This window comes from Cohnella luojiensis (genome assembly GCF_004564235.1).
GTDB classification, from domain to species: domain Bacteria; phylum Bacillota; class Bacilli; order Paenibacillales; family Paenibacillaceae; genus Cohnella; species Cohnella luojiensis.
The window spans coordinates 214,463-232,545 of sequence record NZ_SOMN01000001.1 but is presented as its reverse complement, the minus strand read 5'-3'; the positions used below and the strand labels follow the sequence as shown (position 1 = coordinate 232,545).

Below are 18,083 nucleotides of genomic sequence, written 5' to 3'. Positions count from 1 at the left end.
AATAAAAGGATCAAAGACGGAAGTCAGGCTTTGGCCTTCCGTCTTGATCCCCTATACTTGCCGCGAAGGCATATGATCAGCTTAGACGCTCCATTGGTTGGATGCTGACAGAACCTTGCGAACGTAATTCTGCGTCTCCGTTGGCAGCTTATGAAGATTCAAGGCGAGATCTTGATCGTTCTGGATACCCGATCTGTCTACGCGTCCCGGGCCCGCATTGTATGCGGCAAGCGCAGTCGATACGTTTCCGTCGTACTTCCTTAGCAAGTAGGACAGGAATCTCGTGCCTCCATCGATGTTCTGCGCTGGATCCAAGGAATTCGATACGCCTAAATCGCGAGCCGTACCATCCATCAGTTGCATCAATCCCTTGGCACCCGCCGAGGATACCGCGTTGGGATTGAAGGAAGACTCCGATTGGATAACTCCTTTAATCAACGCCGGATCTACCCCGTATTTAGCTCCTGCCTCGGAAATTAAGCCGTCGTATGCCGAGGATGAACCGCTATCATCGGTTAATGCTCCTCCCCAGGTAGCAGTCGGTGCCGAAATCGCCGTAAGACGATTTAATTCGTTCGAGGTTGATTCCGTTCCTTGCGACGGGGAATCCGCCGTCGTTAATTGGCTTAATAGCATATCGAATAGTCCTGAGCCTTCGCTTGCGGTTCCGTCCGCAGCCTTGCTGGATAAAGGATTCAATTCCGTCATCCATTGCGTCAGAAGCATTTGCTTCAAAATTCGTGGATCCGTCGTTACATTCACGTCGGTTAGCTCCCGATAGTCAAATTGTAGGTTATTTCCATTGTACATCAACTACCGGACTCCGACTAGTCCCGACATTTTTCGACCAAATCATCCCTAAGTCCTATTTATCCGATGATTTCGGTTGGAAGGTTAGACAGCACGTGACGGAAGACATTCGCGCGGAGTCTTTATGCCCGTAAAATTCTTCGGCGAATTCTTCGTTCCAATGGTTCTTGGCATGCGAATCCACTTCGATCGCGATTTCCTGTGCGCCGCAACGGTTACCTTGATTCCAGTAAGAACAATTGCTCACGCTGCATGCTACGCCATTCGGCATTAAAATCACCTCCCTGTCCTATTGTGTACCCGAAGAACACGGGTATACGGACAGAGGGGTGGAGGTTGCAGGCATAATTGTTATTTAGATTGGCTTTGCATGCGCCGAAGTGTAAGATAATCGCTCTCGTAGTACGAAAGGTCATCGCGCAGTTCTTCATATACCCGGGAAATGCTCAAGATGACGTCGCGGGCAGAACGTACAGGTTTAACGCGGAAACGAATCGCATCCTGACCGGTATAAGCATAACGGCCATCCTCGGAGTAGCATTCGTTCTTCGGATAGAAAAAGGAGTTCACCCCGTTATGGTACGCTTCGTACAATGCGCGCTCCGCCAGCTCGTTATCGAAATTCGGGCGTCTGAGAACGGCGCCCAGTTTCTCGTATGCGACTTCGGAGAAAACGAGCAGATGACGCAAATCGGATAATAAACCGCTGTAGAAATTGGAGCTGTCGGCATTATCGTCTTGGACGAGCTGCTCAAGCGCGTTGTGGTTTAGAAAATGTTCAATCGGATCGATTGCCGCTTTTAGTTTGTCTCGGCTGGATTCGGCAAGCGCTTTAATATTGGCAGATGGCATGGAATGTTCCCCTTTCCCTTGTGCAACGCATAACCTTAGGAGCTAGATGGGTATCAAGCAAAATAGTCCCGCTTTATCTAATCGCGAAACCCTCATTATCGTAACATAAATTCAAAAGAAACGGTACTAGCAAGGGCGAAAGGCGGCGTATATTTTTCACCCATCCTTTTCATTCTAAAGACATGAACTCCCGTTAGAATGGGGGTGCAGAGGAGTGAATCATCTTGCGCCGTAATAAGCTTCTAGCTGTTCTGTTTACGTTTGCCGTCGTTCTATTCGCTTTTCCTTTTCTACCGCATGGTTTGGTGCCGGATCATCGCGCTTCTCCTCCTTCCCGCGTTTCGGAGGTACAATCCGCTACCAAGAAGGAAGCCCTGTACAAGCAACAAACAGTTCAGCGGGATATGAAAGCAACCGAATTCTTATCGCGTTCCCAGGTAACGCGCGATGTACAAAGCTTCTTGCGAGGCAAATCAAAGGACGCTGTCGGTCGCCGGTTAAGTCATTTTCTGTCCACGCATCCGGAAATCCTGTATGTCGAGTGGAAGAACGGGAATCGGCAGGATACCCACGGATCAGTGAAGCCAGACTTGAATCGTGCGGCGAAGCCGTATTTACTCAAAGCGCGTTCAGCTGCAAAGAAAGGAGTTAGTTACTCTTCTCCTACGTTTTCCTATAATGGAAAAAGTTATTTCGTGATGTCGCAGCGTAAGCCGTTACCTTCAGCCGATCAAAGCATTATCGCTATCGTTTCAACGGAAGTTATTCAAGCAGTCGAGCGGCATCAACGGCGTAATATGCGTCTCGTGCCTTATCCTTCCGAAGGGCGATACCGAATAGAGTCCGCCATACCAGGTACGGGTGAGGAGACAACCGTTCGCTCCGGCGAGGACAACGGGAATGCGAGCCATTACTCCATTGACGAGATCGTAGTCAAATTCCGAGCTCCGTTGGAAGAGAAACAGCTGTTGCAATTACGCAAGGATCTTGATTTGACCGTCGTTCGCCACACGGGTAAGACTTATGTATTCCGATCCAAGAAACATCAAACGGAGGGACTTAAGCAATACTTTCTTAATAAATGGGATCCTGAATTCGTTGAACCCCACTATCTTTATTTAACCAATGTGAGGGAAAACGATATGGATATGGACACGTCGATTATCCCCAACGATACATTGTATTCGGAATATCAATGGAATCTACCCGAAATCGCGACGGAAACGGGATGGAAAGTGACCAAGGGCAGCGAAGACGTTATCGTAGCCGTGCTGGATACGGGAGTTCAAGCCGATCACCCCGATCTCATCGGCCGCCTCGTAGAAGGTACGAATATCGTGGATCCTTCCAGTCCTCCTGATGACGACGTGGGTCATGGCACGCATGTTGCGGGGATAATCGCCGCCTCGGTCAATAACAACGAAGGCGTCGCGGGAATGACATGGCTTACGAAAATCATGCCAGTCAAAGTGCTCGACAGCTCAGGCGCAGGCTCCACATATTCCGTAGCGGAAGGAATTATTTGGGCTACCAATCATGGGGCTCAGATCATTAACATGAGCTTGGGTAATTACGCGGAAGCGGAATTCCTGCACGATGCGCTGAAGTACGCGCATGAACGCGGCGTCGTGCTCGTAGCCGCAAGCGGCAATGACAATACGGATCGTCCGGGCTTCCCTGCCGCCTACGCGGAAGTGCTCGCCGTATCTGCGACCGATTCGGACGAAACCCGGGCGGAATACTCCAACTACGGGGATTACATCGACGTCGCCGCTCCCGGCACTTCCATACCGAGCACTTACCCCGGAAGCCGTTATGCGGCTTTATCCGGAACGTCCATGGCTTCGCCGCATGTCGCCGCGCTTGCCTCATTGGTACGGGCTGCTAATCCCGGTCTCACCAACGAAGAGGTCATGGAACTGCTCAGACGCACGGCTAAGGATCTAGGAACGTCAGGCCAGGATGCCGAGTATGGCTTCGGCCAGATCGACGTCAGGTCCGCCTTGCAGTCGGCAAGCGGATCCAACACCTCCCTGCAGCTCTACCCCCAACAAGTTCGGCGGCAGCTTGAGCGGCTGAAAGTAAAATAATATAAAAACGGCCTTCCCAATGTCTTGATCGGGAAGGCCTTTTCGTTAAATAAGTAAGCCGGAAAGCTTGCCGTAAGCCGGGTTCTGTACTTCATGTGGTCATAACGGATCACATTAAGCGATCCTCCCACTTGCTGAAGCGACAATCATCTTTCTAGGCCGTACATTGCTATACAGCTCATGCGACCAACCCGAACGCACCCCGGGCTAGGGCCGGCGTTCACACGCCCGCGTTCTCCTCGGTCTTGCTCCAAATGGGGTTTACCAGGAGCAAAGTCGCCAGTGCTCCTCGTGGTCTCTTACACCACGGTTCCATCCTTGCCTGATCTGCCGAAGCAGCCATCGGCGGTCCATTTCTGTGGCCCTGATCCTTCAGCTCGCGCTGACTGGACGTTATCCAGCATTCTGCCCTGTGGAGCCCGGACTTTCCTCTCGTGGCGCGAAGCCACCAGCGATTGTCTGTCAAACTTTCCGGGTTGCAATGACTAGTATATCGCGAATCGGCCTCGCTGACAACGGGAATGAATGGTGCATCTGCCAAAGAGCTGGTTCTTTGGATGATTATCGTAATTGAAAAGGTTCCGTTTCTACCTTCGATGCGAATACTTCGGTTGCATAGCCCTTGTTCTTAAGCTGCTCCGAAAGCCAATAAGCGACATTGGGCTTCATGATTTTCTCGGCATGATGGCCGGGATCTATAATGGTTAACCCTGCGGCAAGCGCATCCTGCGCGGAATGAAAATCGATATCCCCGGTTACGAGAACGTCCGCTCCGGCAAAAATCGCATGACGAACATATCTTGCGCCCGCCCCGCCGAGAACGGCGACTTTGCGAACCTGCTTATCGCCATCCCCTACCATTCTAACGAAAGGGACTTGGAACGCTTTTTTTACGCGGTCGGCGAATTGATCCAAGCTTTCCGCGGCCGGCAACTTGCCAACCCTTCCTAACCCGAAGGATTTACCCTTAAGATCCATGCCATAAAGATCGTAAGCGACTTCTTCGTAAGGGTGCGCCTTCAGCATGGCGGATATGACTTTCTTCTTGGCGCTATCCGGTACGATCGTTTCCACTCGAATCTCTTTGGCCTGTGTCATTTGGCCTTGTTTGCCGATAAACGGTTCGCTGCCATCCCTCGGCAGGAACGTGCCTATCCCTTCCGTATTGAAGCTGCAGTGGCTGTAATTACCGATCCAGCCGGCTCCTGCATTAAACACAGCTGTTCGCACAGCCTCGTGATGCGATTCGGGAACGAACATTACAAGCTTGTACAGCTTGTCGGTATGCACCTCTTCCAGCACGTTACGCCCGGTGAGCTCAAGCGCGTCCGCCATCCAATCGTTGATTCCGCCTTCCGCAGTATCGAGATTCGTATGGGAAATATAGACGGCAATGTCGTTTCGCAATAAGCTGGCTGCCAATGCTCCAGCAGGGGTATCCGTTCGCAGGTGCGCCAGTGGCCTGTAGATGACTGCATGGTGCGCGATAATCAGTTCCGTACCCAATGCAGCCGCCTCTTCGATAACGGCGGGTGTAACGTCGAGAGTGACAAGCACGCGACGAACTTCCTTAGCGACCGAGCCGACCTGCAAACCGATCTTATCATCCGGTACCGCATAATGCTTGGGAGCCAGCCGCTCCATTAATTGGAGGATCGTTTCTCCGCGGGCAAACATGACAGCACCTCCCGAATTTCTCGAACATCCTCTTCCCATTCTTTGGCTTTTTCTGCGGCTTCCGGCGCGGAAGCATGATTAAGCTGAAGGATAACCCTTTCCCTCTTGGCGATCTCCTGCTCCCACTTTCGATGAAAAGCATCGGTTGGTTGCTTAAGCAGGAGAGGCCCCATCTCATACAATAGAGTAGCCGATACCTTCAGCATTCCGGGAGAAAGCAAACTTTCGTCATACAATTGCTTGTTTCGAATCAGCGACTTCCCCGGATCCGATTCAAGAACCGCGCGCATTAACGTGTAGATGACCCCATCTTCCTCGAGCAGCATTTCCCGGTCCAAGACGAAATGATGCTCGACAAGCCACCGCCTGACCGCATCTTCGGCCACGTGAGGGGAAAGCACAAGTGTGCCGACTCCCTTCATCCTCTCGCCTGCTTGATCGAGGATTCTGGCCATGAGGCTTCCTCCCATTCCGGCGATCGCTACCGTATCCACCTCGCCAGGTGACAGAACCGTCATTCCGTCCCCTAATCTAACGGAAACGATAGCCTCCACACCGGCCTCGGTTACTTGTCGTTTCGCCGCATCGACAGGACCCGCATGAACGTCTCCCGCAACCGCGTAACTGATTTTGCCATTCCGGGCCAGGAATACCGGAAGCAGCGCATGGTCCGTCCCGATATCGGCGAAGCGCGCACCTTCCGGAACCCAATCCGCTAACGCCGACAAGCGGCGGGACAGCTTCAGGCCTGCTCCGTTATCCTTCGTTTCCTTTATATCGGTCATATTCTTCATCCTTATGCAACCCATTCCATCCATTGTTTTCGTAACCGGAACATCCCTACTCCCGCGATTACGATTTTAAGCAAGATCTCCGCCTGAATCCATTCCTTATGGATAGCGTAGAGAGCCGAATAAACTTCCGGCATGAACCAGAGAATCAATCCCGTCGAGAACAATACGGCTCCGGCGGATTTGTGCCTTACGTGCAGGAACCAACTCAGCCAGAGAAACAGCAATGATGCCGGAATCCAATAAACTTGAACTCCGAGCAGCGAAGGAGTCGGAGCATACTCTGACAGAAGCAAGGCATACAACGCGACGACCGCCAACCAGCCGAACCCATGAATCAATGCCGACCGGAGATAAATTCCCAAGCTGATCCATACGGCGGCGCATAATCCTAACAACCACATCGTTCCGGAATTGCCGGCCCATCCGTTAAGCTGTAAAATCCCAAAGCCGACGCCGGCCATGAACGCCATCCCGGTCCCGATAATCGACATTCCGCGCAACGGGTTCTCCACTCTCATCTTGCCGCCAATCCCGATAAAAGCCGCCGTGATTACGCCGCACAGACCTATTTGCATTGACACCGGAAACGCGCTAAAATGAAGTACAACCAAACAAATCAAGGAAAAAATACCAAATGCAAGAAACCACATCTTTCCTGATGCTTGCCCGACTTTCTTTACGGCATTACCTAGTAAACCTTTGGGCCGGTCATTCAGATCTTCTAAGTATATGTTCTGCAGGAAGTCGCAATACTGCTCGGGCAATAACTTGTTACGCCGCCAGGCTCCAATTTCTTTCACGATCAGATTGCGCTTCTCTTCATCCATAGATGCCATGCCGACGCTCCTCTTTACCCGATGTGAAGAAAAAGACCTTCAACCATGACGGCAAAGGTCTCTGCAGCACCATATTTATCGTTCGGGTTTATTCCAAGAAATCCTTCAGTCGTTTGCTGCGGCTTGGATGACGCAGCTTACGAAGCGCTTTGGCTTCGATTTGACGAATACGCTCTCGCGTAACGCCGAATACCTTGCCCACCTCTTCAAGCGTGCGCGTACGTCCATCATCCAGACCGAAACGCAAGCGAAGCACGTTCTCTTCCCGCTCGGTTAGCGTGTCCAGTACGTCTTCCAGTTGTTCCTTGAGAAGCTCATACGCTGCGGCATCGGCCGGAGCCAACGCTTCTTGATCTTCGATAAAGTCGCCTAGATGAGAATCGTCCTCTTCGCCGATCGGCGTTTCCAAGGAAACCGGTTCTTGCGCGATCTTCATGATTTCCCTGACTTTGTCCACGCTTAGTTCCATCTGTTCCGCAATCTCTTCAGGCGTAGGTTCTCTACCCAATTCCTGCAGCAGCTGACGCGAGACGCGAATCAACTTGTTGATGGTCTCCACCATGTGGACGGGAATCCGAATCGTCCTTGCCTGGTCCGCGATCGCCCTCGTGATGGCTTGCCTAATCCACCAAGTTGCGTAAGTACTGAACTTAAAGCCTTTGTCATGATCGAATTTCTCTACGGCCTTAAGCAGACCCATGTTACCTTCTTGGATAAGATCCAAGAACAGCATACCCCGTCCGACATAACGCTTCGCAATACTGACGACTAGACGAAGGTTGGCTTCTGCCAGCCTTTTTTTCGCTTCCTCGCCGTCCGGTCCTCCGATTTCGATCTTCTTGGCCAGCTCAACCTCGTCATCTGCCCCAAGAAGCGGTACGCGACCGATTTCTTTCAAGTACATCCTTACCGGATCGTTGATCTTGATTCCCGGCGGAAGCGACAGATCGTCATCGAAGTTAAATTCGTCGCGTTCCTCTTCTTCTCCGCTTCCATGCCCGTGCCGTTCGCGTCCCAGTTCGTCGTGATCATTAGAAACCTCGATACCGATATCCGCCAGCTGCTCGAAGAATTCGTCTATCTGCTCGGGATCCTGATCGAATGGAGAAAGCTTCTCCATGATGTCTTTATAGGTCAAGGAAGATTTTTTCTTGCCTTGTTCAATCAGTTGAGCTTTGACCTGTTCCAATGTCAATTCCGTTTCCAGTCCGTTGTGTTGATCGTTTGCCATTGCCGACTCCCTCCTCCCTGATCAGCCTGCGCATCAGAATTGCTTGCGCTGCTTTTCCAGGGCGATAATCTCTATACCCATTTGTGTTGCAAGCGAATAGTCGCCAGCTCGTTGAGCGCGATTCAATTCTTCGGTCAACCGTTCAACTTCCCTAGCGAGAGAAGCGCGACCGATCGTACGAATGCAATCTTCCAGTTCCCGTTCGCCAAACGGAATGTCTATTAATGCGATGGCGCTAGCGGTTCGTTCCAAGCGGTCATCCTGCAAGACCGCGACGAACCTGCCAACATCAGGATCGTTGTTCTGGGCGTAATATGCATATAAATAAGCAGCTAAAGCCGCGTGATCCTCATTGTGAAAACGGTCGCCGAGCTTCTGCTGAACGAGATGAGCAGCCTCTTTGTCCTGCATCATCCAGGATAGCAATTGCCGTTCCGCATTCACATGCGCGGCACCCAGCGGAGGGTTCTTTTGCGATCTCTTTTCATTCCATACATTATTCCACGATCCGGCCGGAATATCCCCTGTGTTTCCCAATTTCTCCTGTTGCCTGAACTCGAGGCATTCCTGCTTGAGCGTATCCAAGGAAACGCCGAACTCTTGGGCCAGCTCCTTAAGCAATAGCTCCCGCTCCGTTGGAGAATCCCGTCTTGCTACGATTCGAACCGCATCGCGCAAATACCTAATCCTTCCATCTTCTTCTAGGAGTATATGGGATTTCCTTAAATATATAAGCTGAAATTTGACCGCGGAAATCGCTCCCTCGATGAATTCCCGAACGAAAGGCTCTTGTCCAAATGACGTAATATACTCGTCCGGATCCATTCGGTTCGGAAGCACGCTTACCCGAACGCGGAATCCCGCCTCTTCCAGCAGGGGAATGCTTTTGTGCGCCGCGGCTTGTCCTGCATCATCTCCGTCGTAACATAAGATAACCTCGTCAGCGAACCGTTTGAGCAATGCTGCATGCTCCACGGTCAGCGCGGTGCCCATCGTGGCTACGCCATTATGAACTCCCGCATACCAAGCTTTGATGACATCCACGTAGCCCTCGAACAAGACAACCTGTCTTGCGCGGCGTATAGCCGGCCTAGCTTCATGAAGCCGGTATAACGTTCGGCTTTTGTTAAAGAGCGGGGTTTCCGGAGAGTTCAGGTATTTAGGTTGCCCATCCGAAAGCAATCTTCCCGCAAAAGCGACAATATGCCCGCCAGAGTCATGAATCGGAAACATGATGCGGTCGCGGAAGCGGTCAACGTAACCGTCCGTTTCTTGCCGTTTTGATAATAATCCTCCGGCCTCCATTTCCGCCGGAACATAACCTTTTCGTTCTAACGCTTGGGTAAGGGTGTCCCATCTTGCAGGCGCGTATCCGATGCCGAATTGCTCGATTAAGGCATCATTGATCCCGCGGGACTGCAAATACTCCATCGCCGGCTTTGCGACCTCCGTATTGCGAAGAAGATAATGGTACAATTTCGAGCTGTAATCATGCGCTTCGTGGAGAATTTTCTTTTCCTTCTGGAAAGCGGAGGGCTCTTCGGCGCTCGCGGTCGTCCACGTAATGGGAATGCCAGCTTCTTCGGCTAGCGCTTTGACCGCTTCGGGAAAGGATTCCCCTTCCATTTCCATCACGAACTTAATGACGTTTCCACCTTTACCGCAGCCGTAGCAATGAAAAATTTGTTTCTCCGGCGTAACCGTAAAGGAAGGCGTTTTCTCGGAATGAAACGGGCATAAGCCCTTCAAATACTTACCGTTCTTGGTCAGATGAACGTATTTGCCGACCGTATCCGAGATCTCGTGTCGCCGCAACACTTCATCGATAACCGTTTGGGGTATCATTCCGTAATTCATGGGATCCACCTGATCTTCCCCGTGCACGAGACCTCGATTGTCGAACAATCGCATCGCAGGTCACTTTCTTGCACGTAATACAATTCGCTAAAGGTCGGGATTTTCCTGCAACCCTCGCAATAGAGTTGTCAGTTTGTGTTGAAACCGATCGCGATCCTCGTCGGTAAAGGGCCGCGGCCCTTTGGTACGAGTGCCTCCTCGCCTTTGACGGGCCGAGAAATGACGTTGTTCCAACAAACCTTCGATATCGGTTTCCCGGATTTCCTTGCCCCGCGGCGTCAAGACGGCCGATCCGCGCGCCAATCCCAATGCTGCCAGGCCGTAATCCCCGGTAACCAGAATATCGTTCTTCGTCAAAACATTAGCGATATACAAATCCGCCGATTGATCGCTGGCGTCGACGGTCACCACTTCGACGGACGGTTCCGGCACAAGCACGTGAGCATGGCTCGAAACAAGAAGCGCGGTAGCTCCGCAGCTCCTCACGGTTCTGGCAATTTCCGCCTTTACCGGACAAGCATCGCCATCAACCACGACCCGATGACGTGGGACAAGCATCGACATCACCACGCGATTCACCCAAAGTTTGCCGTTATATTATATACGCTAACGAGAATCAAAATCCTGCTTTAATGGCATCAAATTTTGTTTCCATTATCTGATAACCTTAAAATTCTATACTATAATAAGATATACTTCAAATTCTATTTTCCATATACGTGTTTGAACGGTATTATGTTTCATAATTATATGTCTTCTGACATTTGCAACGTAATCAGCGGCTTCTTCTGCGGGTGAACCATAGCAGAATCCCTATGACACCAAGTACAAGGACAAACAGTCCGATAAATACGAACCGCATGAACACCGTGTTGTTGGTTATGTCAAGTAACTCCGATGCCTTATCTAACATCGTCGATTTTACCATAATAGCAGGTGCTCCTTGAACCGTATTTACACGGTCCAAAGAATCGATGTAAGCTGTTTTCCCGGTTATTTGGGCACGTAGAACTGGATTTGCGATCTGCTCATTAGCTCGTTTTAATGACTGTTCGTCGATTCCCGTCACTACGAGTACTTGACCGTTCTCCCCGTAAGGCGAAGAGACCATAGTCATCAAGAACCCGTCTCTCGCTTCCGGCAGCAGGTTGACTTGACCGTTCGCCGGTATAAATCTCCCGTCTTTCAGTTTCACCGGAAACCCTGACTTCTCTAACAAGGTCTTCGGAATTTTGTCCGCGATGCCGATAAAGACTACATTCTTTTGAGCAGCAGCCGCTGGTAGGCCTGGATCATCAAAGCGAACAAAGAATGGATCGCTTCCCGAATCAGTTTTCACATTCTTTCCGATCAAACCACAGAAAGTAGCGAACAAACTGAGTTCCGCAGAAGTCGGAGTGGACGGCAGTACAAACATCGTGTTATTCCACTGCTGCCTGATAACGAAAGGATACGGTATTTCTTCCAACAACATGGAACCGTTTGGTCGTGATTGGAAGCTCAGCAGCGACTGTTTGCTGATAACAGCCCAGTTCCCGATTTGCGTATTTCCGGTACAAGCCCCTTGAGCTGAACTGAATTGGAACGCAACATCGATAATCAGATTACGATTAGCCATTAAATCGGAGGAAATTTCGATATCAAGCGCCCCAAAATCGCTCGACTCTTCATTCAAATATCGACTTTTAACTGGAAGGCCGTTCACCTTCACCGTCACAAGGGACTGGGCAAAATTCAACGTTTTCGCGTGCTTATAATGCATTTTAAAATGACCTGGTTTGTTCGTATCGGCCTCTGTTGGAAGAGAATACGTAATCCGTGTCGTTCCTACGATTGGACTTTCAACGACCAAATCCCCGAAACCGAGATCCTCGAGCGAAAGATTACTCCCGTCGTTGGCGGAATTGACAGTTTCTGCTAATGATGCCATCCCGACAATGTCATAAGACTGACCGGACAATTGCCCATAAAGGCTCGGTGTCACAAGTTGATTTACAGCGGAAGCGATTTCCTGATTCGAGCCATTGATACTCAACACCGTGCTTTCTGAATTCCATGGCGAAACTGAAATCTTAACCTTTCCATTGGCGGCTCCCTGACTAGTTAATTGCCTACCATAAGCTCCCCATTGATCTTTGTTTCCAATCCAAATCATATTTTTCTTCAGCAATTCACCATTTAAGTCCGACTCTTTATACGCTTGAAAAGACAACAAGTTGGCTGGTGCTTCCGACGAGAAAAATCCGGCCATCTCTCCAAGTGCCTTCAACTGGGTTTCATTCGCGGCATCAGGAACGACAAGTAGAGTCTGTAGCGGGGCCAACCCTCCCCTTTCTAAAAATGGACTTGGATAATATGCCATATCTGCCTGATCGTAAGCCTGCATTAGCCGCAAATGGACCAAGCTTTCTTTATGCAATATCAACCAGTTGGCAGGGTTGTTCTGGTCGTCGCACAAGTTCTCAGATGCTTCCATGTGGGATATCACCGAAAGCTTGTGAAAGCCCGGTTTGAGCTCTTTATCAGATAAATCCCCCTTCCAGCTTGTTCGCTTTAAGTTAGATTCGTTTAGAAAAACGCTGCCGAGCGGCTCATCATCAAGCAGAATCGTCAATGTTGATTTTTTAGGAAGAAACGTCGGGGAATGGCTGAATATCAATTCCAAAAAAGATCCTTTGTAAAGAACCCGACTCGCTGTCATTTCAAAATAAAAATCTTGCCGGTTTGTTACCCCTTGAACAACCAAATCATCAGAATATACGAACAGATTCTCCGACTGAACCCCCCGTGGAAGAACCTCTTCCACGGATGATGTCGCTTCCGATTCACCAAGACGGGCAACTTCAGGAGGAGTTTGGCCTGCAAGCGGTGTCTGTTCAAGTTTGGCCATTAGACGTTCTGCCAAATTGTCCGAAGTCGCCTGGTTATTGTTTACTGCGGCGGAAACATGCGCCGGCAGGAAAGAAACGACAAGCGCCGCCAGCAATATAAATGCTATCCGTTTTCGATACATATCAGTCACATCCCATCTTCACTGAAAACGTTGCGTTTTGTCCCATTTGAATTCTTCTCGGCGAATGACGGATCTAATATGAAGCCATAAAGAGCGAATAACCAATACGATCCACAACTGAGAGTAAGTCAAATACATCAGGATCACGATAAAGAAATTTTTGAGTGTCAATTCCGTCCGTTCTATCGCGAGAGTAATCATAATTTCAATGATGAACAACATGTAAGCTAGTAACCAGATGAGGATAAATGGCCCTGGCAGCGTCATTTCGACTACACCCAGCGCACTTAATAGAAAGACGGTGTGAGATAGAAGAACACCACCGAGAAATAGAAAATAAGTAAAGAAATAATAAAGCAAGTCGAAGATCATTTTTTTTCTTTTCATGGTGAGCAACCTGGGCAAGTACTTTATGATGACGTATTGATTTCCGCGAGCCCATCTTGTTCTTTGCTTAAACCATACTTTCCAAGTTTCCGGCTCCTGCTCCCAAGTGATCGCAAGAGGATAGAACCGAATCGAATACCCCTCTTCGTAAACTCGAATGCTGAGCTCTGTGTCTTCCGCAAGCGCCTCTCCATCCCACCCTCCGACCTGCACCAAAACATGCTTTCGGATCATGAAGTTGGTACCGGGAATGGAACTGATCCGGAACCATTTCCACCGACCGGCCTGCGTCATCCACTGGTGACTTATCGTTTCTATGTTAATAAATTGGGTCAGCAAGTTTTTTCGAGCATTGATGACGCGAAACTTTCCAACAACCGCCCCGATTAACGGCTGATCGTCAAAGGCAACTACGAGTTGTTTGATCGCTGCTTTTTCAGGATTATTGTCTGCGTCGTATACAGCGATGAATTCGCCTGTAGCATGTTTCAGCGCCCGGTTCAACGCCGCTGATTTTCCTATCCCTCCTTCAGGCGGAAAGGAGTGCATCGGTTGTATGAACGGATACTTATCGGCAAAACTGTCGCAAATTTCACCAGTCCGATCAGATGAATTATCGTTGATAACAATGACTTGCAATCGGTCCTTCGGATAATCCAATTCCACCATTGATTCCAGAGTATTCCGGATGACGATGTCTTCGTTGTGCGCCGGAATCAGAATCGTTACCTTTGGCCATTGCTTTTTGACGGGAAGCGGATGTTGCTTTTGTCCTTCCACCCAAACCGAATACAAATATCCACCGAGCGCCAAAAACATATGATACAACAGTAAGAGCCAAATGGAAAAAAGTGAAATCAAAAACAAAGTATTTCCGCTCATCTGCTTCTCGCCTCTCTTTCGGTAAAGATGGCCGCTCTCTTCTTACGATTGAGCCGAATCAGAATATAAACGAACAGGACGAGAAACCCAAGGACTATAAACGCAATGCCCCAAGTCACCAGATAAGTCAAATCTGAAAGCAAGCTTTTTTTTACGACCGGCGGTGGTGCCCCCAACCGATCGAGCTTAACCTGGTCTAATACCTTTACTTGAACGCCATCGATGGACGATGTGATTTCAGCGAAATCCGAAAACACGCGATTGTTCTCTCTGTTTAAATCGATATAATCCAAGGGATAAACGTACAAGATGTCTAGTAGCTCCTCCAGTTTCTCAATCGGAAGATACGGGTGAAAAAAACCACCGATTACAGAGTCTCTAACCATCATCATTTGATCGATTTCTGGGCGCATCAGTTCCGGATAACCCGGTTGGTTAAGCACATATCCAATCGTTTCAGGAATGACGTGCAAGCCATGGCGTTTACTGTCCAACCGGTAAGGAGGCTGCTGCGTCAATAAATAAGTTCTATCTGAAACTTGTAATTGTGCAACAAGGGTGGAAAAATATCGAGAAAGCAACCGGTATCCGTCTTGCGACATTGTGTAATGCGGGGGCTCAAAAGCCACCGGAATAATACCATTGTTGAGCAGTACGGCGATCCCGCGATCTAGCTTGTCCAAAGTATACTTTTCCTCATTATCCACGGGAGTGTCTTGGATAGAATCCCAAAACTCGAATCCCTCGCCGGTTTCAGACATCCGATATTGATGCGTATACCCATGCATTATAATACTTGCGCCATGATCAGCCATGTATTTTAATGTACGAACAAATTCAGGCCGTTGACCCATCTGGATGTGCTCGCCGGATTTCGGATTGACGTATACCGGAATGACCGCTACCATATACGGAATGTTTCGTTCATAGAGGAGATCGGCAATTTTTATCAATCGCTCCGGCTCCACATATGGGTGTACGTCTTCGATCCTGATATACCCTTCATGGCGCTCTTCATGAGCTTCCCCGAAAAAATCATGCAGCCCATCCTCCAATATTTTTCCGGGGATCCCGAACAATTGTTGTGAAAGGAAAAACCAGCGACTTTCCGCTGCAACCAGCAGAGGTACGGTTTGATCACCGTCTGAAGCTTCGGCCAGCACGATAGGCTTAATTGATGCCCCGAGTTCCGGGAGCCGGAATATCGGGCTGCTTCGATCGGTATACGTCAGTTCCTTAAAAAGGTAACGAATAGCTGAAAGCGTTTTGTGATTCCGCTCTTGTCCCCCCGGCGGTTCACCGATCCAAAGTATCGGTACCTTCAAAGTTCTCAATTTGTTTTCGGCGATTTTACGCAGATCTGGCGAGGGTGAACTGATGAAGATCACGAATTCCGCTTCTTTCGTTCGAGAGACAGTCATGTCAGATAACGTCACCATTTCCGCTGTCATTCTGAAATGACCTGACAAATTGGCGAGCATAATCGCCTTTTCTTGGACGGATTCCTCAGAGTAAACGATAAGCAGCTTGTGTAATCCAACTGGATCTATTCCATCGGCTTGCGCAGTCATCCTATTGGTGAAACCGAACGTTAAGACAACGATCCACACAAGACATAAACAAATGAATGCCGACAACCGATTAGCCGACATCATACACCATTCCGGCCCTGGCCTTGTCAAAGAGAGTGGTAGGATCTTCCCCTTCATCCGGGCAGCCTGCGATGCCGATTTTCAATTTTATTTTCATCCGTTTACCTCGGGCAGCAACAATAAAATCCGTTCTCATCACAGCTTCATGCATTCTGATTTTGACGATGTTCGCATTTTCTATAGGTGTCTCAGGCAATATAGCAGCAAATAATCCATCGCCCAAATACGCTTTTTTGTCCACGTCTCGCAATACTACTTCGATTTGACCAGAGATTTGCTTCAATATTTGATCTCCGGTGATCTTACCATAAGACTTCCACAGCTCTTTATAGTGGGCAACTTCCATAAGTACCAAGGTCATAGTACGCTTATAACGGATACTCCTGGAAACTTCCTCGTCCAGATCCTGCTTGAATTGTTTATTGTTTTGGAACCCGGTCACATCATCTGTTGTAATGCGTTCACTGAAATTCTCATCGAAGAGGGCGACTTGCTTGGAAATATCACTCAGTTCCCGTCCATAAATACCAGAAATCAAGGTAGCAATCGGAAATACAAACATCCAGAATAGGTCGTTAAAAACCATGTCCGCGATCGATTTCTCGATATATAACCGATAAAGGATCCAGCTTCCGTAGCCAAAAATGACGAAGATTGCCGCAACCAGAGACGCAAGAAGCCCCCTCATCACTCCCAGAATACTGAGCAAGGTCACCAACCCAAACCATATGTAATTCAGAGGATAAAGTTCGATAGTAAAAGCTAGATACAAAGCCCAAACAACCATAGATAAAAACATGAAAAGTTGAAGTATATAAATTCGATCGAATCTTTTCAAAGTAACTGCTCCTTTTTCTCGACCAAAAGCGATTGCAATTGATCAAACGAATATCCTTCGAGATCGGGCAGATGTACAAATGCGCCTTGGTACATTGAGTTCGAATCGGACACGGCCATATCCTGAAGCCGCTGCTTCAACTTCTCTATAATGGGATGCTTGGGATTAACGATATCCAAAAGCCTAATTGCAAGGGCATAAACAGCTGGGGATTCCAAATCCCCTGCTGACGTTCCGTCCGGATGTAATCTACCATGAAGCTTTCCTTCTGCTTCCATCCGTGTTTCAATTAATCGAATGGTCGGGGATACATCTTTGCCGACTTCGGCCAAATGGTAGGCACAGTATAGGGTATCTACCAAATGCACCGACTCTATAGGCTCCCAGTCTCCTGTTTTCCATTTATACGTTTTTTTATATAAACCGTTAGATAGAGCCGCCTCCTTCAATATCTGTAAGGATGACTCATAAACAGGCTTCCAATCTTCATCATTTTCTGCAAGATCCCAAATCGTTTTAAGATCTAAATAAGAGGAAGTGACCGAATCAGCAGGCTGTTCGGATTTCCAGTCGAAATAATCGGTAAGAATGCCGCCAGTAACGTTATGCTTCTGTAGTGCTACTGAAATTTTCTCAGCTTTTTTACTGTATAATCGCCCCTTCTCTTGCCCCCACATTCGGTCCGCTTCTCTTAATGCCCAGATTATTCTTAAATCATCAATACTAGCATTGGAGGAGACATCATGGGAGTCATCTTCTAGATCAACCATCCAACGAACCAACCCGGTTTTCGTAATCAAATGTTTGTTCAAGAAACTAAACTGCTGATCAAACAACATTTGATCCCCATTCCTTAAGGCGTAAAGCATCATCAATCCAGTCGATTCCGAAAGCATCTGATGGCCAGTTGCCGTCCCTGAAACCTTAGGTACGTCGTTACGCAAATTGGTATAGATGCCTCCCGAATCATCCATAAAGCTCTTATAGAATACACGGAACAATAGACTCGCCTCCGCGTCTACTTTATATTCCGTTCTTGATTCTCTGAATTTCGGAAAAAGAATCAAAAATATCGATGCAAGGAGAAAGACAGCGATAAAAAAGAATACATATAACTTCTTTCTTGACATTCTTCTGTCCCTTTCAAAAATCACGTTTTATAGG

Annotated in this window: 15 protein-coding genes and 1 other RNA gene; 1 reads left to right on the top strand and 15 read right to left on the bottom strand. The window is 48.7% G+C overall.

All coding sequences use genetic code 11. From position 1 onward, the window contains the following. Window positions 1-81: 81 nt before the first annotated feature. The 3 genes from E2980_RS01080 to E2980_RS01070 form a co-directional block, all read right to left on the bottom strand. Window positions 82-762: a lytic transglycosylase domain-containing protein gene (locus E2980_RS01080; RefSeq protein ID WP_240702794.1), complete on the bottom strand. Its 681-nt coding sequence runs from the start codon at window positions 760-762 to the stop codon at window positions 82-84. A gap of 103 nt (window positions 763-865) precedes the next feature. Then, window positions 866-1,081 (bottom strand): DUF1540 domain-containing protein, encoded by a 216-nt coding sequence (locus E2980_RS01075; protein WP_135150264.1) that lies wholly within the window; start codon window positions 1,079-1,081, stop codon window positions 866-868. An 80-nt stretch (window positions 1,082-1,161) separates the two neighbouring features. After that, on the bottom strand, window positions 1,162-1,662 hold the full coding sequence (locus tag E2980_RS01070; RefSeq protein WP_135150263.1) for a DUF3907 family protein: 501 nt from the start codon (window positions 1,660-1,662) through the stop codon (window positions 1,162-1,164). 224 nt (window positions 1,663-1,886) lie between these two features. Here E2980_RS01070 and E2980_RS01065 point away from each other — a divergent pair, with 224 nt between their 5' ends. Then, window positions 1,887-3,752 carry a S8 family peptidase gene (locus tag E2980_RS01065; protein WP_240702793.1) on the top strand — a complete coding sequence of 622 codons (1,866 nt, stop codon included), beginning with the start codon at window positions 1,887-1,889 and terminating at the stop codon, window positions 3,750-3,752. A 58-nt stretch (window positions 3,753-3,810) separates the two neighbouring features. Here E2980_RS01065 and rnpB read toward each other — a convergent pair. The 12 genes from rnpB to E2980_RS01005 form a co-directional block, all read right to left on the bottom strand. Continuing rightward, an RNA gene (gene rnpB, locus E2980_RS01060) (RNase P RNA component class A) lies at window positions 3,811-4,223 on the bottom strand. A gap of 90 nt (window positions 4,224-4,313) precedes the next feature. Next, window positions 4,314-5,429, bottom strand: a complete 1,116-nt coding sequence (locus tag E2980_RS01055) for a Nif3-like dinuclear metal center hexameric protein (RefSeq protein ID WP_135150262.1) — start codon at window positions 5,427-5,429, stop codon at window positions 4,314-4,316. Beyond that, on the bottom strand, window positions 5,396-6,214 hold the full coding sequence (locus tag E2980_RS01050; RefSeq protein WP_167746929.1) for a tRNA (adenine(22)-N(1))-methyltransferase: 819 nt from the start codon (window positions 6,212-6,214) through the stop codon (window positions 5,396-5,398). Before E2980_RS01050 ends, E2980_RS01055 begins: the two co-directional genes overlap by 34 nt. 11 nt (window positions 6,215-6,225) lie before the next feature. Continuing rightward, a complete protein-coding gene (locus E2980_RS01045; protein WP_135150260.1) occupies window positions 6,226-7,059 on the bottom strand; it encodes a hypothetical protein in 834 nt (277 codons plus the stop codon). 88 nt (window positions 7,060-7,147) lie between these two features. Further along, entirely contained in the window at window positions 7,148-8,290 is a 1,143-nt protein-coding gene (gene rpoD, locus E2980_RS01040) for an RNA polymerase sigma factor RpoD (RefSeq protein ID WP_135150259.1), read from the bottom strand. Window positions 8,291-8,323: 33 nt separating this feature from the next. Further along, a complete protein-coding gene (gene dnaG, locus E2980_RS01035) occupies window positions 8,324-10,147 on the bottom strand; it encodes a DNA primase (protein ID WP_135150448.1) in 1,824 nt (607 codons plus the stop codon). 87 nt (window positions 10,148-10,234) lie between these two features. Beyond that, on the bottom strand, window positions 10,235-10,705 hold the full coding sequence (locus tag E2980_RS01030) for a YaiI/YqxD family protein (RefSeq protein ID WP_135150447.1): 471 nt from the start codon (window positions 10,703-10,705) through the stop codon (window positions 10,235-10,237). 217 nt (window positions 10,706-10,922) lie between these two features. Further along, a complete protein-coding gene (locus E2980_RS01025; RefSeq protein ID WP_135150258.1) occupies window positions 10,923-13,160 on the bottom strand; it encodes a cellulose biosynthesis cyclic di-GMP-binding regulatory protein BcsB in 2,238 nt (745 codons plus the stop codon). A gap of 18 nt (window positions 13,161-13,178) precedes the next feature. Further along, window positions 13,179-14,429: a glycosyltransferase family 2 protein gene (locus tag E2980_RS01020; RefSeq protein WP_135150257.1), complete on the bottom strand. Its 1,251-nt coding sequence runs from the start codon at window positions 14,427-14,429 to the stop codon at window positions 13,179-13,181. Further along, entirely contained in the window at window positions 14,426-16,000 is a 1,575-nt protein-coding gene (locus tag E2980_RS01015; protein ID WP_167746928.1) for a polysaccharide deacetylase family protein, read from the bottom strand. Before E2980_RS01015 ends, E2980_RS01020 begins: the two co-directional genes overlap by 4 nt. Window positions 16,001-16,070: 70 nt before the next feature. Continuing rightward, window positions 16,071-16,919 carry a GGDEF domain-containing protein gene (locus E2980_RS01010; protein WP_135150255.1) on the bottom strand — a complete coding sequence of 283 codons (849 nt, stop codon included), beginning with the start codon at window positions 16,917-16,919 and terminating at the stop codon, window positions 16,071-16,073. Further along, on the bottom strand, window positions 16,916-18,049 hold the full coding sequence (locus E2980_RS01005; RefSeq protein WP_135150254.1) for a glycosyl hydrolase family 8: 1,134 nt from the start codon (window positions 18,047-18,049) through the stop codon (window positions 16,916-16,918). Before E2980_RS01005 ends, E2980_RS01010 begins: the two co-directional genes overlap by 4 nt. Window positions 18,050-18,083 lie beyond the last annotated feature (34 nt).